The following is a 25059-nucleotide window of genomic DNA, read 5'->3' as shown; positions in this document are numbered from 1 at the left end:
TCGGGTTCGGTCTGCGCGTCAGCGCGGCGGATCCGGATCCTGATTCGGGTCGTTCTCTCCTTTGTCGGACCGAGGGCCGCTGCGTCTGGACAGCGCTTCCTTGGCGGCGACGAGCAGCCGATCGTCGGCGTAGAGGCCGTGCGTGTACAGCTCCAGGACGGGGATGGTCGAGCGTTCCAGCAGGGAGGTCGTCAGCGTGGTCTCGCCGAAGGCGCGGGCGAGTTGGCGTCGCAGGATGACGGGGCCGAGGCCGTAGAGGGTCATGTACACGGCGGTCGCTTCGAGGTCGGATTGTGGGCGCATCGTCCCCTCGGCGATCTGCTCGCGCAGCATCTCCCTGGTGCTGGAGAGGAACGTATCGAAGAGCCGGTCGGACGCGCCGGAGTCGTCGACGAGCATCCGAGCGAGGTAGTCCAGACCGGCGTTGCGCTCCTCCAGCGAGTCCAGGGCCTGGCGCATCAGCCGGGAGGCGTCAGCGCCGGTCATGCCGTCGCGCTCGGCCACGAACTCGTTCACGACGTGGGCGTCGCACACTTCCCTCAGCCCCTCTTTGCTGCCGAAGTGGTGGAGGATGAGCGCCGGGCTCACGCCGGCATCCTGTGCGATCTGTCGCACGCTCGTGCTCGCGAAACCCTGCTGACCGAACCGCGATATCGCGGCGTCGCGAATGCGCGCCCGTGTCGTGAGGTCCTCGGATGCTGAACGCATAGTCAGGATGCTAAACGGTTGTTCAGTCACGCGCAAGAGGTGATTGCATGCCAGTGATGTTAGTGACTAACATGACTGGCATGGCCCGCACCTCCGCCACCGCCGAACGCCTGCGGGCGTCCGCCCTGCGATTGTTCTCCGAGCACGGCTTCGACGACGTCACGGTCGAGCAGATCGCTCGCGATGTCGGAGTGTCGCACATGACCTTCTTCCGGCACTTCCCGACGAAGGAGGACGCGATCCTCGACGATCCCTATGATCCGTTCATCGCGGAGGCGGTGGCGGCACAACCCGCCGACCTGCCCTCCGTGGAGCGGGTGCGAAGGGGCCTGTTGCGCGCGTGGGATTCCGTGCCGGCGGCAACCCCGGAGGAGACGCGCACCCGAGTGACGATCATCGCGGGTCACCCGCGGCTACGTGCCAGGGCCTGGCAGAACACGCAGCAGACGGAATCCCTCATCGTCGAGGCCCTGACCGCTCAGGGGACGCCGAGGCGCGAGGCGGTCGTCGCCGCGGGCGCCTGTCTGGGGGCAGTGATGGCGGCGCTTCTGGAGTGGGGGTCGGAAGCGTCCGATGCACCCCTCGGCCCGACGATCGTCGATGCGCTCGGCCTGCTCGCCACCGGGGCGAAGCCGTGACCGCGACGAGAGCGCTGCCGGTGATGATCGCCGCCCGGCAGGTGCACAAGCGGTACGGAGACGAGGTCGCGCTGCGCGGGGTGAGCCTCGACGTGCACGGCGGCAGCATCCACGCGCTCGTCGGCTTGAACGGGGCGGGAAAGACCACGCTCATGCGCTCGATGCTGGACATGATCCGCCTCGATGCCGGACGGGTGAGTATCCGGTGCGAGGACGACCTGGTCCCGGTGGAGAGGCTGCCGCGACGGGAATGGCGTCACGTCGGCCACATGATCGAGACGCCCTTCACCTACGCGGAACTCACGGTCACGGAGACGATCGTCGCTGCGGCCCGACTGCACGGGGTGTCGCGTGCGGATGCTCCGAAGGCCGCGCAGGCCATGATCGATCAGCTCGAACTCGGTCAGTGGGCGCATCGGAGAACGCACTCCCTGTCGCTCGGGAACAGGCAGCGCCTGGGGCTGGCCGGAGCGCTGGCACATCGACCCCGGCTGCTGATCCTCGATGAGCCGGCCAACGGTCTCGACCCCGCAGGGGTGCACGTCGTCCGCAGGATGCTGCAGCAGGCCGCGGCGAGCGGTGCCGCGATCCTGATCTCGAGCCATCACCTCGACGAGATGGCCCGCATCGCCGACACCATCAGCGTGATGCACCGCGGGTCGCTCATCGGAACCCTCCCGCCGCAGGGTGTCGACATCGAACGGCAGTTCTTCGACATGGTCTCCGTCCAGGACGGCGTCGACGGGGGAGGAGCAGGATGAGGGCTGCGCTCGCCGTGGAATGGATCAAGTTCCGCAGGGCGACGACGGTGCGTGTCGCGACCGTCCTCATCACGCTCCTCGTTCCCGCGATGAGTGCGGGTTTCCTCGTCGTGGTGCGTTCCGACTCGGACGGCGCGCTCGCGATCAAGGCTGCGGCACTCTTCACCGATGTGGGGTGGACGGGCATCACCGGTTTCTCGGCGCAGATCATGTCGGTGGGCGCCCTGCTCGCGGTCGGCGTCGTCGTCGCCTGGGTGTTCGGACGGGAGTTCACCGACCGCACGTTCGGGGCGCTCTTCGCCGCTCCGACATCTCTCGGCGCCCTCGCCTCCGCCAAGATGCTCATCACGATGGTGTGGGGCATCCTCGTATCCTGTGTCGCCGCGACGCTCACCCTCGTGGCCGGCGCGCTGATCGGACTCGGTGTCCCCGACGCGGACGCCGCGGCCGGGGCGGGGCGGATCGCCGTCGTCGGAGCGCTCACCGTCGTGCTCACGCTGCCGCTGGCACTGGTCGCCAGCGCTGCCCGGGGCTATCTCCCCGCGATCTCCGCGCTGCTCGCCGTGGTCGTGATCACTCAGGTCGTTGTTGCGCTGGGCGCCGGGGCGTGGTTCCCGTATGCCGCTCCCGGCATGTGGTCCGGGTTGGGCGGGGCGAGTCTCGCCGAAGCGGTCACACCGCTCCAATTGCTCCTCGCGCTGCCGATCGGAGCAGCCTCGGCCGCCGCGACCTGGTGGTGGTGGCAGACGGCCGAGGCGCGGTGACGCCACGCGGTCCACGCTGTCGGGGTGCAGCCCCGTAGGTCCGTGGCCTTGCATCCGAGGGGGGATTGCTGTGCCGGCGACTCAGAGTAGCGGGCGGAGGATCTCATCGACGCCCGTCATGCGATAGCCGTCGCGAAGGTCGTCGAGGATATCTGTTGGTGTCGTGCTGCGTCGCGAAGCGATCTCCTGGAGCGCGCTCACACCTGCTTCAGGGTGAGCAGCGACGGTGTTCGTGGCGAACTCGATGGGGTGGACGGTCTCGATGTTCGCCTCGAGCAGCACGTGAGAGGTTCTGAACCCCGCGCGCCCGTCGTTCGTGACGATCGCGTCTGCCTTGCCGATGATCGCCGTGTGAGCGACGTGTCCGTCGTGAAGGTCGTTCAGCGCGTACGTGTAACTACCGTCTTTCGGCGCGTTCACGGTCGCTCCGGGGAACGCCTTGTGCATCTGCTCGAACAGGCGCACGCGATAGCGATCGCTGGGCGCCTGCTCGACGCCCCGTTTCCTGTCGATCCGTTCGAGCACGTAGTCGAGTTCGAACAAGATGCCGGTCCCCCAGCGCGGTGCGTAGGCTCGCTCAGCGGCAAGTTGCAGCAGCAAGTCGCGCTGGAGACTCGGGACGAGAGCGCAGGTGTCGAGGACAGCCGTGTACACCCGATGAGTGTGGCACACGCATCGTTGCACTCGAGCTACTGGGCCTCGCGGGCCTCAGCGACGAGCGCGTCGACATCTTCGAGATCCGCGTCGCCGTAGCGTGCGGAGCTTTCGGCGATGAAGGCGTTTCGACGGGCCCGAATCTCGTCTCGGTACGTCAGTACATCGGAGAGGTACAACTTGCGGCGTACAGTGCCGGGTACGTGAGCGGGAATCTCGCCGGATTCGATGAGGTGCACGACCGTTGGTCGGCTGATGCCGAGAATCTCGCCGGCCTGTTGAGTGGTGATCTCCTGATCCCTGGCGGACAGGCTCACGGACTGGCCGCGGCTGAGAGCCTCGACAGCCTGCTTCAGTACGTCGTACAGCTGCTCGTTGAGTTCGACGCGGTCGTGCTCGCCAGCTCCGCTGAGGAAGAATCCGGCTGCGGGTACGGTGCCGCGCTTCGCTTCGTGAGCTTCCATGAAGCTCAGCAGCGTGGCGATGTTCTCCGCCTGTTCAGGCGCGGGAGAGACAGTGACGTCCTGTGCTCGCGTGGCGGTCATCGCTTCGTCCTCCTTTTGGCTCATCCATCGCGTCTGCGAGGAGCGGTACCTACACAGCCTAAACGAGAAACGAAAGATGCGAAAGAATCGAAGGAAGCGAAACCCGACTTTGCGCGGGTCGTCCTGACGGGGTCCGAAGGTCAGGACTGAGCGTCCGCAGCGTCGAGTCGGCGGTAACGGCGGTTGCGGATGCCGAGCAGCACCGAGGCGGCGAGGGCCGCGACGACGGATGCCGTGAGGATGGCGACCTTGGCGTGGTCGTGGTGCTCACTGCCGGCGGCGAAGCTCAGCTCCGCGACCAGGAGGGAGACCGTGAACCCGATCCCGGCGAGAAGGCCGACACCGACGATGTCCATCCACCGCAGTGAGGGATCGAGGTTGATGCGCCGGATCCTGGTGATGATCCAGGTCGCCGCCGTGATGCCGAGGGGCTTTCCGACCACGAGGGCCACGACGATCCCGACGACGACGGGGTCCGTGAAGGCCGAGACGAAACCTTCGCCTCCACCGATCGCGACGCCGGCGGAGAAGAACGCGAACACCGGTACCGCGAACCCTGCGGACAACGGACGGAAGCGGTGCTCGAACACCTCGGCGAGACCAGGACCCGAGTCGGGTCCTCGGTCGGCCTTCTTGTGGAGTACTGGGATGGTGAAGCCGAGCAGCACGCCCGCGATCGTCGCGTGGACGCCGGACGCGTGGACCAGTGCCCAGGCGACCAGGCCGATCGGCAGGAGGATGAGCCAGGCCGCAGTGGGGCGCAGGTGGAAGAAGTCGCGATACCGCTGCGCGATCACGCCGTAGACCGCGATCACGACGAGGGCGAGCACGAGGGGGAGGACGTCGATCGTCTCGGTGTAGAACAGCGCGATGATGCCGATCGCGATCAGGTCGTCGACCACCGCGAGGGTGAGCAGGAAGATCCGCAACGCGCTCGGCAGGTGGGATCCGATGATGGCGAGCACGGCGACGGCGAACGCGATGTCGGTCGCCGTCGGGATCGCCCACCCGTGTGCGGCTTCCGGCGAGCCTGCCACCACGGCGAGGTAGATCACCGCGGGCACGATCACGCCGCCCACTGCAGCGACGATCGGAACCACAGCCGTGCTGAACCTGCGCAGATCGCCGGCCACGAACTCCCGCTTGAGCTCGAGACCGACGAGGAAGAAGAAGATCGCGAGCAGGCCGTCCGCGGCCCAGGCGCCGAGACTCAGACGCAGATGCCAGGGCTCGTATCCGATCTCGAAGTCGCGCAGCGCGAAGTACGACTCCGCCCAGGGCGAGTTCGCCCAGAGCAGCGCGATCGCGGCGAGCGACACGAGGAGGATGCCGCCGACGGTCTCCTTGCGCAGGATCTCGCCGATGCGGCGGGACTCGTCGCGGGAGGAGGAGGGGAAGACGGCGCGGACTTTGGCGAGTCGCGGGGAGGGCTTGACCATGCGGGAGCTTTCGGGTCGATGAGCGTGTGTTCGTCGACCAGGCTTCCCGACACTCCGCCTCCCAGCTTACCCGAACGGTGGAAGCCGGCGTGCGCACCCAGGAGCCTTCCCGGGGCGCGCAGCCCCGTGTCGCCACCCGTTTCCGCGTCCGACCGCTGCTGTACTGTGAATGGTCGGTGCGCCGGGAGTCGGCTCGGCGACCCGACAAGGAGCCCGTGGTGACCACCAGTCAGCCGAACGTCCGGACCGCGCGATTGTGGGCGCCGATCCGCTGGATCGCCGACTTCCCCCGTCGTTCGCCGGCCCGTGCGTCGATCGCGGTGTTCGTGCTCGCGGCGGTGCTCTTCACCGCGCTGTTGCGCCTGCCGTTCGCCGCGGCGGACGGTGTCGCCGCGCCGTGGGAGGATGCGACGTTCACCGCGTCGTCCGCCGTGACCGTGACGGGTCTGACCTCCGTCGACACCGGGACGTCCTGGTCGCTGTTCGGGCACATCGTGATCCTGCTCGCCATCCAGACCGGCGGGCTCGGCATCGTGACCGTCGCGCTGCTGCTCACCCAGGCCGTCACGCGCAGGCTGGGGCTCGGCGGACGCGTCTTCGCCCAGCAGGTGATGGGGGCGACGCCCCTGGGCGACGTCAAGCGGCTCCTCAAGATCGTCGTGCTGACCACGTTCATCATCGAGGGTGCGCTCTGCGCGCTGTTGCTGCCGGCGTTCATCGTCGAGGACGGCTGGGTGCGAGGCCCGTGGCACGCCCTGTTCTACAGCATCTCGGCCTTCAACAACGCCGGGTTCGTCCTCGATCCGGGCGGTCTCGCGGTCTACAGCCACAACGTCTGGATCATGGGGGTGCTCATGGTCGGCGTGATCGCGGGCAGCCTGGGATTCCCGGTGTACCTCGCCGTCATCGCTCATCTGTGGGGGCGCGGACGGTGGTCGCTGCACACCAAGCTGACCGTCACGACGACCCTCGTGCTGTTCCTGGTCGGCGCGGTCAGCTGGGGGGCGAGCGAGTGGAACAACACCGCGACCATCGGCACCCTGAATCCGCTCGATCGGATCCTCCATGCGCTGTTCGCGTCGACGATGATGCGCTCCGGGGGGTTCGCGATCGTCGACACGGAGCAGTCCACCTCGACGACCCTCCTTCTCACGGACGCGCTCATGTTCGTCGGCGGCGGTTCGATCTCGACCGCCGGGGGTATCAAGGTCACCACGCTCGCCGTGCTGTTCCTCGCCATCGTCGCCGAGGCCCGAGGCACCAGGGACATCGCGATCTTCGAACGACGACTCCCCGAGAGCGTTCTCCGTGTCGCGATCTCCGTCACCTTCCTCGGGGCGTCCCTCGTCCTCGCGGGGACGGTGCTCCTCACCCTCACGAACAGGGCGCCGCTCGACCACATCCTGTTCGAGGTCATCTCCGCGTTCGCGACCTGTGGGCTTTCGGTCGGACTGTCCGCCGACCTCGACCCCTTCGGCAAGTTCGTCCTGTCCGCACTCATGCTCGCGGGACGAGTGGGCCCCATCGGTCTCGCCGCCGCCCTCGCCGTGCGACAGCGCACCGAGCACTTCACCTATCCCACCGACCGTCCGATCCTCGGGTAGTCGCCGACACGCCTGAGCGCGATGAGGCGTCCGATGCATCCGGCCTAGACTTCCGTGCAAGCCCGCAGGTCGGGCCGGAGAGCCGGGAAGCCTGGTCGGCACCACTCTTCGACGACCGGAAGACCTGATGCACACCACGATCGCGTACAGGGGCGACATCGCAGACGCCCATCCCTCGCCGTCCGCCGCGCCCGAGGTGACTGACGCGCGCTGTCTCGTGTGGTCGATCGACCTGACCGGCGTCGAACGCCGTCGCGAGGCGGGACGCCTGCTGCGTGCGGGGGCGGCCGAGGCGCTCGCGGCCAGCGGCGCGTACGGAGACCTGAGGCACCTCGTCCTCACCTATCGCGGCCCCGACGCGAGGCGCCGATCGCTGCGCTTCACCGCTCGGGGTATCGCGCGGCGGCTGCACAGCGAGCTCGAACGAACGCGGGGGCGCTACGTCGACGTCGTCGTCATCGACCTGTCAGGGATCGATCGTCGCGGGCTGCTCGCGCAGCGCGTCGACGAGCTCGCGAGCACCGGCCGAGGCATCGTCGGGTACGCCGCCATCCCCTGGGAGGACCTGCGCGGCGAGAGCATCCGCGACACCTGCACGCGCGACGTCATCTAGCGGGGCGCGGCGGGCTCTCGGCCGCCGAGAACTGCGCGAGCTGGGCGAGGAATTCGTCCGCCATCCCCACCTGGTTCGCGAGGCGTTCGCGCCGGGCTGTCGCTTCCTGGCGAAGCGCGCTGAGCCGTTCCTGGAGATCTTCGCTGTCCGGCTCGTCGGCGAGGGCGTCGACCACGTCCAGGACCGCTCGCATCTCATCCAGCGTGTAGCCGAGCGGCTTCATCCGTCGGACGATCATGAGGCGGCCGACGTCTTTCGGGGTGTAGAGCCGGAAGCCGCCGTCCGTGCGGCCGGTCGGGGTCACCAGCCCGACATCCTCGTAGTGACGGAGGGTGCGGAAGGACAACGACGTCTGGTCGGCGACCTCGCCGATGCGCATCGTCTCTTCGTGCTCCACGGATCGGCGTCCTTTCCCTGACTCGACAGCAAACCTCACGTTACGTTAGAGTCTGCGTGCGCGCATTTCTGCGCATCCCCCATTCTTCCGTGCCGAGCTCCGTGGCGCATGCGCACGGTCCGTGCGCGCCCTCCGCTCCTTCGCAAGCCCTTCCAGGAGAGCACATGACTGCTGTCGTCCCCGCCCCGGAACGCCCGTCTCGCTACCGCATCGAACCCACCGTCATGCAGGCGCTGCGGAACCCGCGTCTGCTCACCCGTGAGGTCCTCGCCGGGCTCGTCGTGGCCCTCGCGCTAATCCCCGAGGCGATCGCCTTCTCGATCATCGCCGGGGTCGACCCCCGGGTCGGCCTCTTCTCCTCGTTCGTGATGGCCGTCGCGATCTCCTTCCTCGGCGGACGCCCCGCGATGATCACGGCGGCCACTGGGGCCGTCGCCCTGGTGATCGCGCCGGTCGCGCGGGAGTACGGGATGGACTACTTCATCGCCACCGTGCTCCTCGGCGGCGTCATCCAGATCGGCCTCGCCCTGCTCGGTGTCGCCAAGCTCATGCGATTCATCCCCCGCTCGGTGATGGTGGGTTTCGTGAACGCGCTGGCGATCCTGATCTTCACCGCGCAGCTGCCCCAGCTCTGGGACGTGCCGTGGCTGGTGTATCCCCTCGTCGCCGCGGGCCTCGCCATCCTGTTCCTCATGCCGCGCATCACCAAGGTCGTGCCGGCCCCGCTGGTCACGATCGTGCTGCTCACGGGCGCCGTCGTCGTCTTCGGGTGGACCGTGCCGAACGTGGGCGATCAGGGTGAGCTTCCCCAGAGCCTGCCCGAGCTGTTCATCCCGAACGTCCCCTTCACCCTCGAAACGCTCGGGATCATCGGCCCGTTCGCTCTCGCCATGGCGGCGGTCGGCCTGCTCGAGACGCTCATGACCGCCAAGCTGGTCGACGACATCACGGACACCCACTCGCGCAAGACCCGTGAAGCCTGGGGCCTGGGCGTCGCGAACGTGCTCTCCGGAGCCTTCGGCGGGATGGGCGGATGCGCCATGATCGGCCAGACCATGATCAATGTGAAGGCGTCCGGTGCGCGCACGCGCATCTCGACGTTCCTCGCCGGTGTCTTCCTGCTCATCCTCGTGCTCGCACTCGGCGACGTGGTGGCGGTGATCCCGATGGCGGCCCTCGTCGCCGTGATGATCCTCGTCTCGATCTCGACCTTCGACTGGCACAGCATCCGCCCGTCGACGCTGCGCCGCATGCCGAAGAGCGAGACCGCGGTCATGGTGATCACCGTCGCCGCGACCGTCTGGACCCACAACCTCGCGATCGGTGTCGTCCTCGGAGTGCTCACGGCGATGATCATGTTCGCCCGGCGGGTTGCGCACTTCGTCACGGTGACCCGCACCGTCGCCCCGTCGGAGTCGGGGGACATCGCGCACTACGAGGTCGTCGGGGAGCTGTTCTTCGCCTCGAGCAACGACCTCACGACCCAGTTCGAGTACGCGGACGACCCCGAGCACGTGGTCATCGACATGACGCGCTCACACATCTGGGACGCCTCGACGGTGGCTGCGCTCGACGCGGTGGCCACGAAGTACGAGCGTCTCGGGAAGACGGCCACCATCCAGGGGCTCAACGACACCGCAGCAGCGTTCCGTCGCCGTCTGAGCGGGAACCTCGGCGCCGGGCACTGAGCAGGGGCGTCCCCTATCCGGCCTTCCGCCCCTCAGCGCCGACGAGCCCGGGGCAGGTCGATCGGACCCGTCACCGACAGCTCGTTCTCCCAGACCTCGATCCCGCGCACCCCGGGCAGTCGCGCCTGGGTGAAGACGGGATCCAGTCCCTCTCGTCGTTGCTGCGTGTAGTCCTTGAGGAGCTTGAAGGCGACGCCGGAGAGCAGAGCGATCGCGACGAGGTTCACGATCGCCATGAAGCCCATCGCGCCGTCGGCGAAGTTCCAGACGACGTCGGCCGAGACCAGCGCACCGGCGAACACCGCGGCGATCGCGAAGAGACGGTAGCCGAGCAGCACACCGGGGTTCGAGGTGATGAACTCGATGTTGGTCTGTCCGTAGTAGTAGTTGCCGAGGATCGAACTGAACGCGAGCAGGAAGATGATCACGATCAGCAGGATGTTCGACCAGCTCCCGAGGGCGCCGACGATCGCCCCTTGCGTCAAGTCGATGCCGCGCTCCGCGTTCGCGAGGTCGGGGACCGAGACGAGGATGATGAACGCGGTGATCGAGCACACGAGGAACGTGTCGAAGTAGACGCCCAGCGTCTGCACGAGGCCCTGCTTGACGGGGTGCGTCACGGCGGCGCTCGCGCCGGCGTTCGGCGCGGAGCCGAGGCCGGCCTCGTTGGAGAACATCCCGCGCTTGACGCCGGTGAGGATGATGTAGCCGAGGGCTGCTCCGACGATCTCGTTCGGCCCGAAGGCCTGGGTGAAGATCAGGGAGAAGACCTCGGGGAGTCGCTCGATGTGCATCGCCACGATCACCAGTCCGAGCAGCAGGTACAGCAGCGCCATGACCGGCACGAGCGTCTGGGTGACCGACGCGATCCGGCGCACACCACCGAAGATGACCAGACCCATGAGCAGCGCGAGTGCCGCGCCGATGACGACGGGCAACCAGGCGGCGGACTCGTCGCCGAAGCTCCCCGAGATGGTCGCCTTGATGGTGTTCGCCTGCAAGGAGCTGAAGGCGATGGGGAAGCAGATGATGAGGATGACGGCGAACAGCACGCCCATCCATCGGGCACCGAGTCCGCGCTGCATGTAGTACGCGGGTCCGCCCAGGAATCCGTCCTTGTCACGCGTCTTGTACAGCTGCGCCAGGGACGACTCGATGAATGCGGATGCACCACCGATGAAGGCCATCAGCCACATCCAGAAGATCGCCCCGGGACCACCGATCGCGATCGCGGTTCCCACTCCGGCGATGTTGCCCACTCCCACTCGGGAGGCCGCGGAGATGGTGAAGGCCTGGAACGCGGAGACCGATTGCGGCTCGCCGGTGTCGGTGCGTGGCGTCCGATCCCTCAGGGTGCGGAACATCTCCGGGATCAACCGGAACTGTACGACGCCGGAGCGCACCGTGAAGTACAGGCCGAGGAGGACCACGATCGGCAGGACGAGCCACGTCCACAGGTTGTCGCCCCAGGTCAGCAGCCACTCATTCACAGCATCCATCCGCACAGTATGGCAGGGCGGCGACCCGCGATGTCACGGGCCGCCGCGCTTGCCCGCCGCTCAGCGCTTGAGGTTGGTGAGCTCCTGCAGCACCTCATCGCTGGTGGTGATGATGCGGGCGTTCGCCTGGAAACCGCGCTGCGCGACGATCAGGTTGGTGAATTCCTGCGACAGGTCGACGTTCGACATCTCGAGTGCACCGCTGATGATGCCGCCCAGGGCCTCGGTTCCGGCCTCTCCCAGCGTCGGCTCCCCGGAGTTGCCGCTGGGGCGGAACTGCGAGGATCCGGCCTTCTCGAGTCCGCCCGGGTTGACGAAGCCGGCCAGTGCGACACGAGCGAGCACCTCGGTGTCTCCGTTGCTGAAGGTACCGACGAGGCTGCCGTCGTTCAGGAGCGCGTACGAGCTCAGCGTGCCGGCCGGCTTGCCGTTCTGCTCCTTGATCGCGACATCGCTGACGTCCGCGAAGCCGGTGACCGCCGAGAGGTCGACCGTGACGCCCCCGGACACGATGGAGGACGCGGCCGTCTGCGCGCCGTCGGTGAATGCGAGGGCGGTGGTCGCACCGCCGGGCTCGGTGACGTCCCAGCCCGTGGCGGTGCGGGTGAAGGTGAGGCGCAGCGACGTGGCTGCGCCCTCGGCGTCGTAGGTCTTGATGTCGCGCACCAGCTGCTCGCCGACGGCGGCACCGGAGGGCAGGTTGCCGGTGACGCGGGCGGTGGTGGTGGCGGTGGCGGGGCTCAGGGCTCCGACGGGGAGCCGGATGTCGCCGATGCCCTGGCCGGGGACGATCGCGCCGTTCTGAGCCGTCCATCCCTGCACGAGCGCGCCGTCGGCAGAGACCAGCTTGCCGCTCGCGTCGAACGAGAACCCGCCGTTGCGGGTGTACAGGGTCTCGCCCCCGGAGCGCACGACGAAGAAGCCATCGCCCGCGATCATGAGGTTGGTCGGTACTCCGGTGGGCTGCGGGGCGCCGGAGGCGAAGTTCGTGCTGATTCCCGCGACCTGCACGCCGAGGCCGACCTGCGCGGGGTTCTGACCGCCGGAGGCCTGCTGCGGCATCATCGAGTTGCGGACGAGCTGCGAGAGCGAATCCTGGAACTGCACGGCCGAAGCCTTGAACCCGGTCGTGTTGACGTTGGCGATGTTGTTGCCCGTGACGTCGAGCATGGTCTGGTGCGAGCGCAGACCCGAGATTCCGGCGAAGAGGGAGCGGAGCATGATGATGCCTTTCTGGGATGTGCGGGGCTGGTCAGGACTGGGGGCGGGAGACGAGGGAGACGCCGGAGACGGCATCGAGCGGGATGGACGCTTCGCCGATGGTCACGAGCGGGACCGGGCCGGCGTACGACACCGACGTGACGATGCCCTTCTGCGTGACACCCTCCTCGTCGACGTACTGCGCCTCGTGGCCGATCAGCGCGGCGGCCGTCTGGCGCATGCTGAGCGCGAAGTTCTCGGTCGACGTCGCGGAGAGTGCGGTGAGCTGCTCCATCGAGGCCAGCTGGGTGGTCTGCGAGATCATCTCGTTGGTGTTCATGGGGGAACTCGGGTCCTGGTTGGTCAGCTGCGTCACCAGCAGCTTCAGGAAGACCTCGGAGTCGAGCGTCTTCTTGCGCTCCGCCGGGGGTGTGGTGCTCCCGGTGTGCACCCCGGACGCGGGGAGGGTGCCGGAAATCGGGTCGGTCATGGGATTCCTCTCGGATCAGGCGAAGACGTCGATGCCGCCGTGCGGCGAGCGGAGGGGGAGGGGGCCGGGTCGGTCGGCCAAGGCGGTGGGCGGCTCCGGGGTCGCGCGAGCCTCGGCGGCTTCCCGGTCGTCGGGGGCATCGCCACGGGAGTGACCGCCGCCCGCGCTCGCCGCGTTGCCGTTCGAGGTGCCCCCGTTCAGAGCGCCTCCGTTCGGCGCGCTCTGCGGGTGCAGGGGGCCGGGTCCGTCGTCCGCGGTCGAGAGCATGAGTGTCGCGTGCGGGGCGGCAGCGGCCAGGTCCCGGCGGAGGTCGGCGAGAATCACGCGCAGAGCCTCGCGCCCGAGATCGTTCGGCGCATGCAGCTCGATGTGGATGGCGCCGCCGGAGATGTGCGCCCGCACGGTCACGGGACCGAGGTTCTCCGGGGACACCGTGAGGGTGAGGCTGTGATCGCCGTCTGCGGCTTGCGCGAGCGAGACCACCGGTGCGGCGAGCTGGGGGAGCAGGACGGGTCGGGCGATCGCTGCAGCCGCCGCCGGGGTCGTGGGGGCGAGCGGGGGCGGGATCGACGGGGACCCCGTGAGTGCCGGCACGACCGCTTCCCCGGCCGAGGGCGTGGAGGCGGGCGCTGGGGTGGTCGATACCGGAGGCGCGGGTGAGGGTGACACGCGCGGGGCATCCGGCATCGGCTCCTCCGCAGCAGGGAGAGGGGGAGCCGCCTTCGCGTCTGCGCCCGACACGAGTTCCGTAGCGGGCGGGGAAGCCGGCACCGGGGGCATCGCCACGGACGCAGACGCGCCGCCCTCGACCCCCGTGCGCGCGGAAGCGGCAGCCGAGACGCCCGCGGTGGTGTCTGCGTCTCCCGAGGAATCGACGACGGCTGGAGCCGGTACGCCGAGGGGGACGGCCGCCGCCGAGACCCGCGACGACGATGCGACGGCCGGGGCGGTCGATTCGCGCACGGCCTCGACGACCTGCGCCGCGACGAGCGTCCCCGCGGCGGCGGGCTCCTGGCTGCTCTGACCGAGCGGAACGGACGTGCTCGCGATCGTAGACGTCTCGGTGGTCGCCGCCAGAATGCCGTCGGCCACGGCCGATGCCGCCTCCGGTCCGTCGGCGGGGGTGGGCGGAGCGGACGGGACGAGCCCGACCGTCTCGGGAACGACGAGAGCGCCGTGGAGCGGCGCGGTCGGTGGAGGATCGGAGAGCGTGCTCTCCGGAGAGGCTTCGTGCTCCGGGGCGCCCTCCGCTGCGGCGTCCACCGGCAGATCCTGCGCGCGCTCTGCGCGTGAGGCATCGTGGATCACATCGGCGAACGCGGCGGCGCCTGCCGTCGCGGTGCGGGCGGGCGCCGTGCCGCCGCTGGGCCGCGCGGCACGCGGGTCGAGGACGTCGATGATGCCGAGAGCTGTCATGACTGCCCCTCCGTCGTGGTCCGTACGCCGATCTCGTCCAGCTCGGCCTGCTCGGCGTGCAGCTCGGCGGTCCGCGTCTTCTCGGCATGCGCTTCGGCGAGGCGATCGAGTCCGCGCATCGCTCTCCGCGCCTCGGCATGCTCCGCGCGGGCCTGTGACACCGTCTGCTCCTGCAGCTCCGAGAGCGTCGTCAGATCGGCGAGCAGCGTCCGGCCTGCCACGCGCGCCGCAGCGAGGGCCGCGAGGGAGCGGACGTCGACGGCCTCGTTCCCGCTCCCCGCCAGGTGCGCACGCAGCGACCGGTCGCGGGCTTCGGTGTGCTGTGCGTCGATCACCGCCCGGGAGAGCCGCTGCGCAGCGGCTCTCTCCTGGATCTCGCGCACGCGCAGCAGACCCGCCAAGGAGAAGGACCGGCTCATGCGACAGCTCCGAACGTCGAGACGAGCTCCTCGAGTCGACGCCAGGACTCGTCGATCCCGCTCGTCTCATCGAGGGACTGGGTGAGGAAGGCGGAGATCGCCCGCTCATGGGTGATCGCGGCGTCGATGCGCGCGTCCGCTCCCGCCTGGTAGGCGCCGATGTCGATCAGGTCGTTCGCCCGTCGACGCGCGGCGAGCACGGCACGCAGGGTCGCCGCATCCGACCGTTGTCCGGCGGCGGTGATCTTGCCCGCCACGCGGGAGACCGAGCCGAGCACGTCGATCGCCGGATGATGTCCGGACAACGCGAGCGCCCGATCCAGCACGACGTGACCGTCGAGGATCGATCGCACGGTGTCCGCGATCGGTTCGTTGTGGTCGTCGCCGTCCACGAGCACGGTGTAGATGCCGGTGATCGAACCACCGCGATCGGTGCCCGCGCGTTCGAGGAGGCCCGCGAGGAGCGAGAAGGTCGACGGTGGATACCCGCGGGTGGCGGGGGGCTCGCCCGCGGAGAGACCGATCTCACGTTGCGCCATCGCGACGCGGGTGAGGGAGTCCATCATGAGGATCGCGTGCGCGCCGTCGTCGCGGAAGGCTTCGGCGATCCTCGTCGCCGTGTAGGCGGCACGGATGCGCGCCATGGCCGGTTGGTCGGAGGTGGAGACGACGACCACCGAGCGGGCGAGGCCTTCGGGACCCAGATCGTCCTCGATGAACTCGCGCACCTCGCGACCGCGCTCACCGACCAGGGCGATCACCGTCACCTCGGCGTCGGTGCCGCGCGCGATCATGGACAGCAGCGAGGACTTGCCCACACCGGAGCCCGCGAAGAGCCCGACGCGCTGCCCTCGGCCGACGCTGACGAGGGTGTCGAGCGCCCGCACCCCGAGCGGAAGCGGGGAGTCGATCCGATCGCGGCCCATGATCGACGGCGGAGCATGATCCAGGCTCACCTCGGTGGCGCCGTGCAGCGGCCCCTTCCCGTCGATGGGACGGCCAAGCCCGTCCAGGACACGTCCGAGCAGGGGCGTTCCGGTCGGCACGCGCAGGGGTCCGCCGCGACCGCGCACCGGTGCCCCCACCGTGAGCCCGCTGACGGCGCCCAACGGCATGCACCGCAACCCGCCCTCGCCGACCGCGACCACCTCGGCGTCCATCCCGCCGAGGGTCACCACGTCGCCGACCGCGCCGTCGAGGCCGCGCACCTGCACGCTCAGTCCGCGCACCTGCGAGACGACCCCGACGCGTTCGGGCCGCACGGCCTCGCGCACCGCCTCCCAGGCCGTCATGATCCGGCCTCGGCGAGTGCGCGACGAGCACGTTCGAGCGCGCTCCCGACCCGGGCATCGATGCGGCCGTGGTCCAGGGTCGCGACGGCGTCTCCGCGGTCGAGCGTGTCATCGGCGATCAGCAGGAGACCGGCGATCGTGCCTTCCGTGCCTTCCAGCGTGCGGAGGTCGTCGGGGTGCAGGCGCACTTCGCGGATCTCGTCGGGCTCGCCGACCTCGAGGGCACGACGTGCCGCGGCGGCGGCGGCGGCACCGGCATCCGTGAGTTCGCCGAGCAGGATGAGCTCCGCGAGCTCGATCGCGCAGCGCAGCACGTGGTCCTGTGCGGCGGAGGTCAGCTCCCGCTCCCGCTCGCCGAAGGAGCGCGCCGCTGCGTGGAGTGCGGAGACGGCGTCCTCGACGCGGCGGGCGGATGCCTGCTCGCGGGCGGCGCGTTCCGCATCTGCGACGCGCTGGGCGGATGCGGCCTCCGCGAGCCCGGCGCGATATCCCTCCGCGTGACCGTCCGCGTAGCCGCGCAGCCGCGCCCGCGCATGCTCCGAGCCGTCCTCGCGTCGGTCGAGACGAGGGAAGAGCACGGGAGAGAAGGCGTCAGTAGACATATTCGTCCTCGTCGGTGCGCTGCACCGTGATGTCGCCGGCGGCTTCGAGCGCGCGGATGGTGCGCACGATCTCGGCCCGGGCCTCCTCGACCTGCGACATCCGCACGGGGCCGAGTGTCCGCGCCTCCTCGTCGAGGTTCTCGCGGTTGCGCTCGGAGACGTTGCGACGGATGAGGTCCGCGATCCCTTGATTGGCACCCTTCAGAGCGAGTGCGAGGGAGCGGATGTCCATGCCGCGCAGCACGCGCTGCGTGTCTCGATCGTCGAGCTTGACGATGTCGGCGAAGGTGAACATGCGTGAACGGATGTCCTCCGCGAGCGCGCTGTCCCGATCTTCGATGCTCGCCAGCAGAGCCTTCTCGACGGTCGCTCCGGAGCGGGCGATGATCTCGACCAGCGGCTCGACGCCGCCGAGGGTCTCGGGCGCATCACGGCTCGCGAAGGTCCCGGTGCGGGTCTTCAGCGCATCGGCCACGATCGCGATCGCCTCCTGGGACGCGGTCCCCATGGTGGCGATGGCGTGCGCCACGTCGGTGCGGGTCGGGTCGGGGAGAGCCGCCAGTACGGCGGCGGCGCGTTCGGTGGGCAGGTGCGCGAGCACGAGGGCCACGGTCTGCGGGAGCTCTCCGTCGAGCAGCGTCGCCAGCTGGGCGGGGTCGGCGGAGCCCAGGAAGTCGAACGACGAGTTCATCGCCGTCGAACCGACCCTGCCGAGGACGGCGGCCGCGCGTTCTGCGCCGAACGAGGCCTCGAGAAGTCCGGCGGCGATGTCCCGACCTCCGCGCGCGGGAGGGAGGTGCCCGCTCGCGATGCGGTGGAACTGGCCCAGCGCCTGCGCGGTGGTGGCGGCATCCAGGTCTTGGAGGCCGATGATCTCGGCGGCGACGGCCTCCGCCTCCGACTCCGAGAGGTGCTTCATGACCTCGATCGCCTGTGCACGATCGAGGTTCATCAGGACGACGGCCGCGGTCTGCCGATCGGTCAGCCCGCTCATACGTGCTGCCTGTCGTCGATGAGGGTGCGCAGCAGCTCGGCCGTGCGCTTCGGGTCCTGCCGGGTGAGGGAGTCGATCTCGGCACGACGACGCTCGAGGCTGACCTGCGCGGGTTCCGGATCAGGCTCGGGCTCGGGGTCGGGGGTCGTCTCGAGGAAGGCGAGCGGGGTCGTGGCAGCCTGGTCGATCGCTGCCGTCGTGGCGCCGGCGCCGATGGCCGAGAGCGGCGCCGGGCGGTCGCCGAAGAGCTGGTCGAACTCGGTCGCCGAGTTCGCGCGGCGGCGCATGCGCACCAGAGCGGCGATGACGGCGAGCAGCAGCGGCAGGGCGATCGCGGCGGCGATGATCAGCGTGTTCAGCAGGACCGCCTGGCGCTCGGCGGCCTCCGTCTCCTTGGCGGCCTGCAGCGCGGCCTGCGCTGCTTCGGAACTGGTCTGGTTGAACGAGACGAGTTCGACCGCGATCGAGTCGCCGCGCTCGGTGTCGATCCCGGCGGCGGTCTCGACGAGGTCGCTCAGCTGTGCGGCGCTCAGGTCACCGCCTGCTCCCGCATCGACCGCGACGGAGACCGACTGGCGAAGCAGCGAGCCGGCGGGCGTGGAGGTGCTCTGCGTGCTCTTGTTGACCGCGTTGGTCTTCGAGGTCTCCGTGGACTCGGAGGTGCCGTCGCCGTCCGTGGACGGCACGGCGATGTTGTCGGGGCCGAGCACTCCCGCGTTCGAGCTCGATCCGTCCTGCCTGTCGGTCCTGGTCTGCTCGGTGAGCGGCGGAGCGCCCTCGGCCGGGGTGTAGGTCTCTTCGACGCGCTCGTTGACGGAGTGATCGATCTCGGCGACCACGGTGACCTTGGCGTTGCCGGGCCCGACCACGGTGTCGAGCATCTGCTGGACGTTCGCCGTGACCCGAGCCTCGTAGTCGCTGGCCTGCTGGTCCACGCCGCCGGTGGTCCCGACTCCCGCGGCCGAGAGCGTCTGTCCGCTCTGGTCCACCACGGCGACGTTCTCGGGCTTCATCCCGCTGACGGCCGCGGAGGTGAGATGCACGATGGCCTCGACCTGCTTCGGGGTCAGCGTCGCGTTACCGGATGTCTCCACGAACACCGAGGCCGTGGCGTCGACGGTCTCCGAGACGAAGACGCTCTCCTCCGGGATGGCCAGCTGCACCGAGGCCGCCGTCACTCCCTCGATCGACGAGATCGTGGCCGCGAGCTCGCCCTCGATCGCACGCTTGTAGGTCACGGACTGCTGGAACTCGGAGGTCGTCACCCCCATGTCGTCGAGCAGCGAGTAGCCGCCCGAGCTCGCGCCGGGAAGGCCGGCGGACGCCGCGGCGAGCCGCTGGTCGTAGACGTCCTTCTCGGGGACGAGCACGGTCGCGCCGCCGTCCGCCAGCTCGTAGGGCACCGACGACGACCGCAGCTGCTCGACCACGGCGTTCGCGTCGGAGGCGCTCATGCCGGAGAAGAGCGGGGTGTACGTGGGGCGGGTGAGCCAGCTGGAGAGCGCGACGATACCGAGGGCGAGCACGGCGACGCCGATGATCGCGATCGTGCGCTGCGCGAGCGAGAAGCCCGCGATCACGCGTCCGATCCGCTGGAACACGGTGGTGACGGCCTGGGGCATCAGGCTTGCATCCGCATGATCTCATTGAACGCGTCGACGCCCTTGTTGCGCACGGCGGCGACCAGCTCGAGCGTCACCGAGGCGCGGGAGGAGGCGATCATCGCGGCGTGGATGTCGTCGAGGTCACCGGTGACCGCGGCGACCTTGAGGGCATCGGACTCCGACTGCAGTGAACGCAGCTCGTCGATCGCCCCGGTGACGCTGTTCGCGAAGGCGGTGTCGTCGGTGCCCTTCGTGGGGGCGACGGGTGGCGTGAGCGTGAAACCCGAGGAGATGCCCTCGATGCCGGCGAGCGGGTCCATCAGTTGCGTCCGATCTGGAGAGCTGCTTCGTAGGCGTTGCGCGCACGATCGACGATGCCGGCGCTGGCCTGGTAGCCGCGCTGAGCGAGGATGAGCTGGCTCATCTGATCACCCAGGTCGATGTCCGGGTAGCGGACGTAGCCGTCCGCGTCGGCGAGCGGGTGGTCGGGCTGATGGACGACCCGTCCCACGGCGCTGCCCTGCACGGTGCCCGCAACGTACACACCGGGCGACTGATCGCTCGGCTGGGCGAGGATGTACCGTGCCCGGAACGCCGCACCGTCGGTCGAGGTGGCCGTGTTGATGTTCGCGATGTTGTCGCTGATGGCGTCGAGCCACTTGCGGTGCACGGTGAGTCCGGTGCTCGCGATCCCGATCGCATCGAAGGTCATGAGGTCCTCATCGCCGTGCGCATCGAAGAGAACGAGCCGTTCACGGCCTGCGTCGCGAACTGGTAGCGCAGCATCGTGTCGACGCTGGAGAGGGTCTCGGTGTCGAGGTTGACGTTGTTGCCGTTCAGCCGGGTCGGTTCGAGCGAAGTGCCGACCGTCGCGCCGACCCGACCGTCGCCGGCATCGACCGAGCGGGCGAGGGCCTCTTCGAACTGCACGCGCTTGGCGTGATAGTTCGGGGTGTTGATGTTGGCGATGTTGTCCGCGATGGCCCGCTGACGCAGCGCGAGGCCGTCGAGCGCACTCGTCAGTGCGGTGATGGTCACAGAATCGAACACGAACCGGCTCCCCGTGTGTGGCTGGTGTGGCCGATCCCTGGCCGAGTCATGCGAGCCATCCGTGCTCTCCCTGCTCTATCGGCAGGTTCGTGCGTGGCGTTAGGGAGCGGTTTCAGCCGTCCACATCGAGGTAGGCGGGCTCCTCGGGGCGCCGGGTGCCCGGGATGCGGCTCACGGCGCCGAGGTGCTGCCGGAGACCGTCGAGGTCGGTGCGGGTTCGTTCCATCGCCGTGCGCTGCAGCTCGACGACCTGTCTGGCGCGATCCGCGAGCGCGGGGGGAAGCGGAGCGGCGGGCGGTGTCCAGGGGGCCAGGTCCGCCGCATCCGCGGTGCCGGGGGCAGCGGCGAGGATCCGTTCGGCGTCGTGCTCGAGCCGATCGAGCAGCGCGGTCCACTCGTCCATGCTCACGCCCGGCTCTCCGCCACGGTGCGGGCGGCCTCGTGCCAGGCATCGCGCAGCGGGGCGACGATGCCGTGGCAGGCGCGGGTGCGCTCGGGATCGCGGCCGATGTTGGCCCCGATGAGCGTCTGAGAGAGGAAGACGTAGACCGAACGCAGTCCGGCACTGCCGTTCCAGTCGTCGGTCAGCGAGGAGGACAGCTCCGAGACGATCGCCTGCGCGTGCTGCAGCTGCGCGTTCGCCTCGGCCCAGTCCTCGGCCCGCTGAGCGGTCTCGCCACGCTCGATGTCCAGCAGCAGCCGGTCGTAGAGCATGGTCACCAGGCGCTCCGGGGGTGCCGACAGCACGGCATCCTCGCGGTAGCGCTGCTGTGCGCGCAGGGCGGCGTTCATGCTCACTTCCCCCCGTTCGAACTCGAGCCCGGGAGCGCGGCGATCTGCGACGAGAGGTACGTCGACTGCGACTGGAGCTGCGACAGCATGACTTCGAGTCGTGCGTACGTGCGCTCCAGAGAGGCCTTGCGCTGCGCGAGCCGCACGTCCCAGCGCTCCATCTGCTCGCCGAGCCCCTTGACCTCGCTCTCCTGTCCCGTGATGCGGGAGGTGAGGAGCCCGTCGTACTTGTCCGAGTAGATCTTCGCGGTGTCCTGCACGCGCGCGGCGACGTCGGAGAAGAGGCCGGCCACGGCATCCGGATCCTTCGCGAGCGCCTCGGCGAACTTCTCCTCGTCGAAGCTCAGGACGCCGTACATGTCGGTCGAGATGCCGATGGATGAGGGGGAGACCCCGTCGACGGGGTGCTGCACGGCGTCGGCGAGCGCATTGCGCAACCCGCGGACGGTGCTGTCGCCCGTGAAGACGCCGAGGGTGGTCTTGTCTCCCGGCTTCGCGGCGACGGTCGTCTTCGAGCCGTTGTCGATGCGGGTCAGGATGTCCTTGACGGCGGCGATGAAGTCCGCCGACGCCTTCGTCCGTGCTTCGGTGTCGACGGCGACGCCGATCGTGACGGGATCGGCGGAGCGTGCGGTGACCGTCACGTCCACACCGTCGAACAGATCGGTGAACGTGTTGCTCGACGAGGTCAGCACCTGTTCGGCGCTCGTTCCCGCCCAGAGGCGCAGACGGGCGTCGGCGCCGGTGGCGATGACGGCGGCTCCCGCTTCGGTGGAGAGGTCGGATGCCGTGCCGCTCTCGACGGCGGCGATGTCACCGCGATAGGCGCGGAACTGTCCGGCCTCTCCCGAGTCCGCGGCGCGCAGCTGCAGGCGGTGCATCACGTTCCCGTCGGCGTCACGCCCGGCGGGGACGGCGGCGGCGACGATACCCGCGCCCGCTTCGTTGATCGCCTGGGCGACGTCCTGCATCGACGCGGAGTCGGCCGTGACCTGCACGCGCTCGCCCGTGGCGTTCTCGAGCGTGATCACGGGGGGATCGACCGGCCAGCCCTGTGTGGCGGCGGAGACGATCGTGTGGTTCGTGGCGACCTGATCGACGACGATGTCGGCGGAGAGCGGAGCAGCGCCGGCGCGCGTGGCGACGGTGACCGAGGGCGACGAGGAGGTGGTGGTGAAGCGGGCGAGTCCATCGGGGACCGCGGCTTTCTCGGCTGCGGTCGCGAGGTTCTGGATCGCGGTGTTCAGGGTCTGCAGCTGGGAGACGATGCCGTTCTTGTCGTCCATCTTCGCCTTGAGCAGCGAGCGCGGGATGGCGTGCACGTCCATCAGCGCCTTGATGACCTCCGTGGTCTTCAGGCCGGAGACGAGACCGTCGAGCGAGAGGGACATGATCGCCTTTGCGGATCGGGAGCGGACGGTGTCCGGGCGACGGGCGGAACCGCCGCCCGGACACTACGGCGTGGGTCAGCGCAGGAGCTGGAGAACGCCCTGGTTGGACTGGTTCGCCTGGGCCAGCATGGCCGTGCCCGCCTGCGACAGGATGTTCGCCGACGTGAACTTGACCATCTCGGACGCCATGTCGGTGTCGCGGATCCGGCTCTCGGCGGCGGCGAGGTTCTCCGCCGACACGTTGAGGCTGTTGATGGTCGACTCGAAGCGGTTCTGCAGCGCACCGTAACCGGCACGTGCGGTCGAGACCGCCTGGATCTCGGTGTCGATGTCGGCCAGCGCGGCACCGTAGGTGGCAGCGTCCGTCATCGTGGCCGCGTATCCCTTGATGTCGGCGCCGAGGCTGGCGAAGTCGGTCAGGGCGACCGAGATCTGGTCCTCGGCGGCGACCGCGCCCGCACCGACCTGGAACGTCAGCGTCGTGCCGCCCGAGAGCAGCTTGATGCCGTTGAAGTTGGTGCTCTCGGCGATCCGGGTGAGCTCGTCGCCCAGGGCGCCGATCTCGGTCTGGATCGCTTCGCGCGACTTCGCGTTGTTCGAGTCGTTCGCACCCTGAGCGGTCAGGTCGCGAACGCGCTGAAGGATCGAGTGGACTTCGGTCAGGGCGCCTTCTGCGGTCTGGATGACCGAGATGCCGTCCTGGGCGTTGCGTGCCGCGACGTTCAGGCCGTTGACCTGCGAACGCAGACCCTCGGAGATCGCCAGGCCCGCCGCGTCGTCCGCCGCGCGGTTGATCCGCAGGCCGCTCGACAGCTTCTCGAGCGACTTCGACAGGTCGTTCTGCGTGTTGGACAGGTTGCGGTAGGCGTTGAGCGCCGACACGTTGGTGTTGATCTGCATACCCATAAGGGTTCTCCTCCGTGAATGGTGTTGTACGGGTGACCATCCGTGGTCTCCCGCCCACACCTATCGGCGGAGGTGGCGTGCCCGTTAGCCGGGCGATGAGAAGCGCGGGTCAGGCGGGGGCGGCTTCGCGGAAGATGTCCGCGATCCGCGGACTGCTCGCATCGGCGATCCGCGAGAAGTAGGCGTCGCGGGCGCCGGCAGACACGCGCGTGGTCGTCGTCGGTGCCGCGCCCTCGGCGAAGTACCGATCCAGAGCGTCGCGGAGGAGCCGGATGGCTTCCGAGCGCTGCTGCGACACCGCCGAGTGGGTCACCCCCAGTTCCTCGGCGATCTCCTTCACGGGCCGCTCGTCGAAGTACACGGCCTGCACGATCCGGCGCATACGTTCGGGGAGCGCCGCGACGGCCTGCTCGAGGATGTCGCGGCGTTCGCCGACGAGGGCGGATTCTTCGGGCAGGGGGATCTCGGTGGCGACGTCACGGGCCGCGGGATCGTCCAGGGTGGTCACGGTCCGCGCGGCATCGCCGAGTGCTTCGACGACGACGTCCTTCGTGACGCCCATGGCTGTGGCGACCTCGGTCGGGGTCGCGGTCCGGCCGAGACCGGCGGTGAGCGTCTCGCGGACGGCGACCGTCTCTTTGATGCGCTTGCGGATGCCGCGCGACGCCCAGTCCATGGAGCGCATCTCGTCGGCGAAGGCGCCGAGGATGCGACGACGCGCGTAGGCGCCGAAGGGGACGCCCAGGTCAGGATCGAACGCGTCGGCAGCGGTCACGAGCGCGAGCGCGCCGACGGCCGCCAGCTCGTCACGGGGGATGTGGGTGGCGCGGGAATGGGTTTCGGCGGCGAGGTATCCGACCAGGGGGAGGTTGCTCTCGATGAGGAGATTGCGCTCAGCGCGCGAAGGCATGGGGGATGATCCACCTCTCTGGATGCACTCCGGAAGATCCGAGGAGATGAGCAGATGTATATATCACAAGGAGCGAGATATGTACATGGGGAGAACTACCCATCGCCGTTCCACATAGTAACCTTAGGGGCGCGGCAGCCGATAGTGACCTTTGGCCGCGTTATGAGGCGTGGCGATCACTGGGGAAAAGGGGATCATGGGAGCCAACGAACTATCGATACAGCTGTGGCGAGAGCGTGAACTGCTCGAGATGCTGCTCTTCAAGCTCGACGAGCAGCAGTTGCTGCTCGCCGCCGGGCGATCCCAATGGATACAGTTTGCCGCGCGTGAGATCGATCAGGTACTCGACAGGCTTCGTGGCGCGGGACTCGCACGCGCCGTGGAGGTCGCGACCGTCGCCGAGGAGTGGGGGGCTCCCGAGGGCGCGACGATTCGCGAACTGATCGCACACGCGCCGGAGGGTGCGTGGCAGGAGGTCTTCGCGGACCACATGCGGGCGCTGACCAAGCTCGCCGCCGAGGTGGAGCAGATGCGCGACGCCAACGCGGAACAGCTCAGCGGAGTGCTCCGCGCGACCCAGGAGACGATCGCCGCATTGGGGCACGACACCGGGGAGTACACGACGACGGGTGATCGCGCTCGCGACGACGCTGCGCGCATCATCGACACCGAGATGTGACCGG

General features: G+C 69.0%; 29 protein-coding genes. 7 read left to right on the top strand and 22 right to left on the bottom strand.

Going from position 1 to position 25059, the window contains the following annotated elements; all coding sequences use genetic code 11:
- Positions 1-18 precede the first annotated feature (18 nt).
- The gene (locus tag ACLF6J_RS06800) at positions 19-708 is read right to left on the bottom strand and encodes a TetR family transcriptional regulator (protein WP_134353126.1); all 690 of its coding nucleotides are present in this window, start codon (positions 706-708) and stop codon (positions 19-21) included.
- 80 nt (positions 709-788) lie between these two features.
- Between ACLF6J_RS06800 and ACLF6J_RS06795 the strand changes: the two genes are divergently transcribed.
- From ACLF6J_RS06795 to ACLF6J_RS06785, 3 genes are read left to right on the top strand one after another with little or no spacing between them, the layout of a single operon-like run.
- Entirely contained in the window at positions 789-1346 is a 558-nt protein-coding gene (locus ACLF6J_RS06795; RefSeq protein WP_166804704.1) for a TetR family transcriptional regulator, read from the top strand.
- Positions 1343-2107, top strand: a complete 765-nt coding sequence (locus tag ACLF6J_RS06790) for an ABC transporter ATP-binding protein (RefSeq protein ID WP_244093602.1) — start codon at positions 1343-1345, stop codon at positions 2105-2107. Before ACLF6J_RS06795 ends, ACLF6J_RS06790 begins: the two co-directional genes overlap by 4 nt.
- Positions 2104-2871 (top strand): ABC transporter permease, encoded by a 768-nt coding sequence (locus tag ACLF6J_RS06785; RefSeq protein ID WP_134353128.1) that lies wholly within the window; start codon positions 2104-2106, stop codon positions 2869-2871. Before ACLF6J_RS06790 ends, ACLF6J_RS06785 begins: the two co-directional genes overlap by 4 nt.
- A gap of 81 nt (positions 2872-2952) precedes the next feature.
- Here the strand turns inward: ACLF6J_RS06785 and ACLF6J_RS06780 are convergent, their stop codons facing one another.
- The 3 genes from ACLF6J_RS06780 to nhaA all read right to left on the bottom strand — a co-directional run bounded on the left by ACLF6J_RS06780 (position 2953) and on the right by nhaA (position 5509).
- The gene (locus ACLF6J_RS06780; protein WP_134353129.1) at positions 2953-3525 is read right to left on the bottom strand and encodes a PIN domain-containing protein; all 573 of its coding nucleotides are present in this window, start codon (positions 3523-3525) and stop codon (positions 2953-2955) included.
- Between the two features lie 35 nt (positions 3526-3560).
- Entirely contained in the window at positions 3561-4094 is a 534-nt protein-coding gene (locus ACLF6J_RS06775) for an excisionase family DNA-binding protein (protein WP_244093604.1), read from the bottom strand.
- A 116-nt stretch (positions 4095-4210) separates the two neighbouring features.
- On the bottom strand, positions 4211-5509 hold the full coding sequence (gene nhaA / locus ACLF6J_RS06770; protein ID WP_134353130.1) for a Na+/H+ antiporter NhaA: 1299 nt from the start codon (positions 5507-5509) through the stop codon (positions 4211-4213).
- Between the two features lie 218 nt (positions 5510-5727).
- Here nhaA and ACLF6J_RS06765 point away from each other — a divergent pair, with 218 nt between their 5' ends.
- Together ACLF6J_RS06765 and ACLF6J_RS06760 are read left to right on the top strand one after the other, a co-directional pair.
- Positions 5728-7113: a TrkH family potassium uptake protein gene (locus ACLF6J_RS06765; RefSeq protein ID WP_244093606.1), complete on the top strand. Its 1386-nt coding sequence runs from the start codon at positions 5728-5730 to the stop codon at positions 7111-7113.
- 127 nt (positions 7114-7240) lie between these two features.
- A complete protein-coding gene (locus ACLF6J_RS06760; protein WP_134353132.1) occupies positions 7241-7726 on the top strand; it encodes a hypothetical protein in 486 nt (161 codons plus the stop codon).
- On the opposite strand, the gene ACLF6J_RS06755 is transcribed toward ACLF6J_RS06760, so the two are convergent.
- Positions 7719-8123: a MerR family transcriptional regulator gene (locus tag ACLF6J_RS06755; protein ID WP_372492645.1), complete on the bottom strand. Its 405-nt coding sequence runs from the start codon at positions 8121-8123 to the stop codon at positions 7719-7721. The two genes, ACLF6J_RS06760 and ACLF6J_RS06755, sit on opposite strands and share 8 nt — an antisense overlap.
- A 164-nt stretch (positions 8124-8287) precedes the next feature.
- Between ACLF6J_RS06755 and ACLF6J_RS06750 the strand changes: the two genes are divergently transcribed.
- Positions 8288-9811: a SulP family inorganic anion transporter gene (locus ACLF6J_RS06750; RefSeq protein WP_134353133.1), complete on the top strand. Its 1524-nt coding sequence runs from the start codon at positions 8288-8290 to the stop codon at positions 9809-9811.
- Positions 9812-9843: 32 nt separating this feature from the next.
- Here the strand turns inward: ACLF6J_RS06750 and ACLF6J_RS06745 are convergent, their stop codons facing one another.
- The 17 genes from ACLF6J_RS06745 to ACLF6J_RS06665 all read right to left on the bottom strand — a co-directional run bounded on the left by ACLF6J_RS06745 (position 9844) and on the right by ACLF6J_RS06665 (position 24376).
- A complete protein-coding gene (locus ACLF6J_RS06745; protein WP_134353134.1) occupies positions 9844-11310 on the bottom strand; it encodes an alanine/glycine:cation symporter family protein in 1467 nt (488 codons plus the stop codon).
- 60 nt (positions 11311-11370) lie between these two features.
- Positions 11371-12531, bottom strand: coding sequence for a flagellar hook protein FlgE (locus tag ACLF6J_RS06740; RefSeq protein ID WP_134353135.1), 1161 nt, complete (start codon positions 12529-12531; stop codon positions 11371-11373).
- 31 nt (positions 12532-12562) lie between these two features.
- Positions 12563-13000, bottom strand: a complete 438-nt coding sequence (locus tag ACLF6J_RS06735; protein WP_134353136.1) for a flagellar hook assembly protein FlgD — start codon at positions 12998-13000, stop codon at positions 12563-12565.
- A 15-nt stretch (positions 13001-13015) separates the two neighbouring features.
- On the bottom strand, positions 13016-14416 hold the full coding sequence (locus ACLF6J_RS06730; RefSeq protein WP_134353137.1) for a flagellar hook-length control protein FliK: 1401 nt from the start codon (positions 14414-14416) through the stop codon (positions 13016-13018).
- Complete coding sequence (locus ACLF6J_RS06725; protein ID WP_131492584.1) at positions 14413-14835, bottom strand: hypothetical protein; 423 nt, start codon at positions 14833-14835, stop codon at positions 14413-14415. The genes ACLF6J_RS06730 and ACLF6J_RS06725 overlap by 4 nt, the downstream gene beginning before the upstream one ends.
- Positions 14832-16127 carry a FliI/YscN family ATPase gene (locus ACLF6J_RS06720; protein ID WP_134353138.1) on the bottom strand — a complete coding sequence of 432 codons (1296 nt, stop codon included), beginning with the start codon at positions 16125-16127 and terminating at the stop codon, positions 14832-14834. Before ACLF6J_RS06720 ends, ACLF6J_RS06725 begins: the two co-directional genes overlap by 4 nt.
- Complete coding sequence (locus ACLF6J_RS06715) at positions 16124-16729, bottom strand: FliH/SctL family protein (protein ID WP_134353139.1); 606 nt, start codon at positions 16727-16729, stop codon at positions 16124-16126. Before ACLF6J_RS06715 ends, ACLF6J_RS06720 begins: the two co-directional genes overlap by 4 nt.
- Complete coding sequence (fliG, locus tag ACLF6J_RS06710) at positions 16719-17723, bottom strand: flagellar motor switch protein FliG (RefSeq protein ID WP_134353140.1); 1005 nt, start codon at positions 17721-17723, stop codon at positions 16719-16721. Before fliG ends, ACLF6J_RS06715 begins: the two co-directional genes overlap by 11 nt.
- Positions 17720-19345, bottom strand: coding sequence for a flagellar basal-body MS-ring/collar protein FliF (gene fliF, locus ACLF6J_RS06705; RefSeq protein ID WP_134353141.1), 1626 nt, complete (start codon positions 19343-19345; stop codon positions 17720-17722). The genes fliG and fliF overlap by 4 nt, the downstream gene beginning before the upstream one ends.
- Positions 19345-19647 (bottom strand): flagellar hook-basal body complex protein FliE, encoded by a 303-nt coding sequence (fliE, locus tag ACLF6J_RS06700; RefSeq protein WP_047524145.1) that lies wholly within the window; start codon positions 19645-19647, stop codon positions 19345-19347. The genes fliF and fliE overlap by 1 nt, the downstream gene beginning before the upstream one ends.
- Entirely contained in the window at positions 19647-20039 is a 393-nt protein-coding gene (locus ACLF6J_RS06695) for a flagellar basal body rod protein FlgC (RefSeq protein ID WP_047524146.1), read from the bottom strand. The genes fliE and ACLF6J_RS06695 overlap by 1 nt, the downstream gene beginning before the upstream one ends.
- Positions 20036-20377 carry a flagellar basal body rod protein FlgB gene (gene flgB / locus ACLF6J_RS06690; protein ID WP_047524147.1) on the bottom strand — a complete coding sequence of 114 codons (342 nt, stop codon included), beginning with the start codon at positions 20375-20377 and terminating at the stop codon, positions 20036-20038. The genes ACLF6J_RS06695 and flgB overlap by 4 nt, the downstream gene beginning before the upstream one ends.
- 112 nt (positions 20378-20489) lie before the next feature.
- Positions 20490-20780 carry a hypothetical protein gene (locus ACLF6J_RS06685; protein ID WP_231555080.1) on the bottom strand — a complete coding sequence of 97 codons (291 nt, stop codon included), beginning with the start codon at positions 20778-20780 and terminating at the stop codon, positions 20490-20492.
- Between the two features lie 2 nt (positions 20781-20782).
- Positions 20783-21169, bottom strand: coding sequence for a flagellar export chaperone FliS (gene fliS / locus ACLF6J_RS06680; protein WP_047524149.1), 387 nt, complete (start codon positions 21167-21169; stop codon positions 20783-20785).
- 2 nt (positions 21170-21171) lie between these two features.
- Positions 21172-22560, bottom strand: coding sequence for a flagellar filament capping protein FliD (fliD, locus tag ACLF6J_RS06675; protein WP_047524150.1), 1389 nt, complete (start codon positions 22558-22560; stop codon positions 21172-21174).
- 75 nt (positions 22561-22635) lie between these two features.
- The gene (locus ACLF6J_RS06670; RefSeq protein WP_047524151.1) at positions 22636-23466 is read right to left on the bottom strand and encodes a flagellin; all 831 of its coding nucleotides are present in this window, start codon (positions 23464-23466) and stop codon (positions 22636-22638) included.
- 109 nt (positions 23467-23575) lie between these two features.
- On the bottom strand, positions 23576-24376 hold the full coding sequence (locus ACLF6J_RS06665; protein ID WP_047524152.1) for a sigma-70 family RNA polymerase sigma factor: 801 nt from the start codon (positions 24374-24376) through the stop codon (positions 23576-23578).
- Positions 24377-24572: 196 nt separating this feature from the next.
- Here ACLF6J_RS06665 and ACLF6J_RS06660 point away from each other — a divergent pair, with 196 nt between their 5' ends.
- Positions 24573-25055 (top strand): flagellar protein FlgN, encoded by a 483-nt coding sequence (locus ACLF6J_RS06660; protein WP_047524153.1) that lies wholly within the window; start codon positions 24573-24575, stop codon positions 25053-25055.
- The last annotated feature ends 4 nt before the right edge of the window (positions 25056-25059 follow it).

The sequence above is a fragment of the Microbacterium sp. IO18 genome, assembly GCF_049099505.1.
GTDB classification, from domain to species: Bacteria; Actinomycetota; Actinomycetes; order Actinomycetales; family Microbacteriaceae; genus Microbacterium; species Microbacterium aurugineum.
This window is presented reverse-complemented; position numbering and strand designations above follow the sequence as displayed.

Coding starts and splice junctions, on each gene's coding strand:
- ACLF6J_RS06800 (WP_134353126.1), bottom strand. CDS start 708: ATGCGTTCAGCATCCGAGGACCTCACGACACGGGCGCGCATTCGCGAC.
- ACLF6J_RS06795 (WP_166804704.1), top strand. CDS start 789: ATGGCCCGCACCTCCGCCACCGCCGAACGCCTGCGGGCGTCCGCCCTG.
- ACLF6J_RS06785 (WP_134353128.1), top strand. CDS start 2,104: ATGAGGGCTGCGCTCGCCGTGGAATGGATCAAGTTCCGCAGGGCGACG.
- ACLF6J_RS06775 (WP_244093604.1), bottom strand. CDS start 4,094: ATGAGCCAAAAGGAGGACGAAGCGATGACCGCCACGCGAGCACAGGAC.
- nhaA (WP_134353130.1), bottom strand. CDS start 5,509: ATGGTCAAGCCCTCCCCGCGACTCGCCAAAGTCCGCGCCGTCTTCCCC.
- ACLF6J_RS06760 (WP_134353132.1), top strand. CDS start 7,241: ATGCACACCACGATCGCGTACAGGGGCGACATCGCAGACGCCCATCCC.
- ACLF6J_RS06750 (WP_134353133.1), top strand. CDS start 8,288: ATGACTGCTGTCGTCCCCGCCCCGGAACGCCCGTCTCGCTACCGCATC.
- ACLF6J_RS06745 (WP_134353134.1), bottom strand. CDS start 11,310: ATGGATGCTGTGAATGAGTGGCTGCTGACCTGGGGCGACAACCTGTGG.
- ACLF6J_RS06740 (WP_134353135.1), bottom strand. CDS start 12,531: ATGCTCCGCTCCCTCTTCGCCGGAATCTCGGGTCTGCGCTCGCACCAG.
- ACLF6J_RS06735 (WP_134353136.1), bottom strand. CDS start 13,000: ATGACCGACCCGATTTCCGGCACCCTCCCCGCGTCCGGGGTGCACACC.
- ACLF6J_RS06730 (WP_134353137.1), bottom strand. CDS start 14,416: ATGACAGCTCTCGGCATCATCGACGTCCTCGACCCGCGTGCCGCGCGG.
- ACLF6J_RS06725 (WP_131492584.1), bottom strand. CDS start 14,835: ATGAGCCGGTCCTTCTCCTTGGCGGGTCTGCTGCGCGTGCGCGAGATC.
- ACLF6J_RS06720 (WP_134353138.1), bottom strand. CDS start 16,127: ATGACGGCCTGGGAGGCGGTGCGCGAGGCCGTGCGGCCCGAACGCGTC.
- ACLF6J_RS06715 (WP_134353139.1), bottom strand. CDS start 16,729: ATGTCTACTGACGCCTTCTCTCCCGTGCTCTTCCCTCGTCTCGACCGA.
- fliG (WP_134353140.1), bottom strand. CDS start 17,723: ATGAGCGGGCTGACCGATCGGCAGACCGCGGCCGTCGTCCTGATGAAC.
- fliF (WP_134353141.1), bottom strand. CDS start 19,345: ATGCCCCAGGCCGTCACCACCGTGTTCCAGCGGATCGGACGCGTGATC.
- fliE (WP_047524145.1), bottom strand. CDS start 19,647: ATGGACCCGCTCGCCGGCATCGAGGGCATCTCCTCGGGTTTCACGCTC.
- ACLF6J_RS06695 (WP_047524146.1), bottom strand. CDS start 20,039: ATGACCTTCGATGCGATCGGGATCGCGAGCACCGGACTCACCGTGCAC.
- ACLF6J_RS06685 (WP_231555080.1), bottom strand. CDS start 20,780: ATGGACGAGTGGACCGCGCTGCTCGATCGGCTCGAGCACGACGCCGAA.
- fliS (WP_047524149.1), bottom strand. CDS start 21,169: ATGAACGCCGCCCTGCGCGCACAGCAGCGCTACCGCGAGGATGCCGTG.
- fliD (WP_047524150.1), bottom strand. CDS start 22,560: ATGTCCCTCTCGCTCGACGGTCTCGTCTCCGGCCTGAAGACCACGGAG.
- ACLF6J_RS06670 (WP_047524151.1), bottom strand. CDS start 23,466: ATGGGTATGCAGATCAACACCAACGTGTCGGCGCTCAACGCCTACCGC.
- ACLF6J_RS06665 (WP_047524152.1), bottom strand. CDS start 24,376: ATGCCTTCGCGCGCTGAGCGCAATCTCCTCATCGAGAGCAACCTCCCC.
- ACLF6J_RS06660 (WP_047524153.1), top strand. CDS start 24,573: ATGGGAGCCAACGAACTATCGATACAGCTGTGGCGAGAGCGTGAACTG.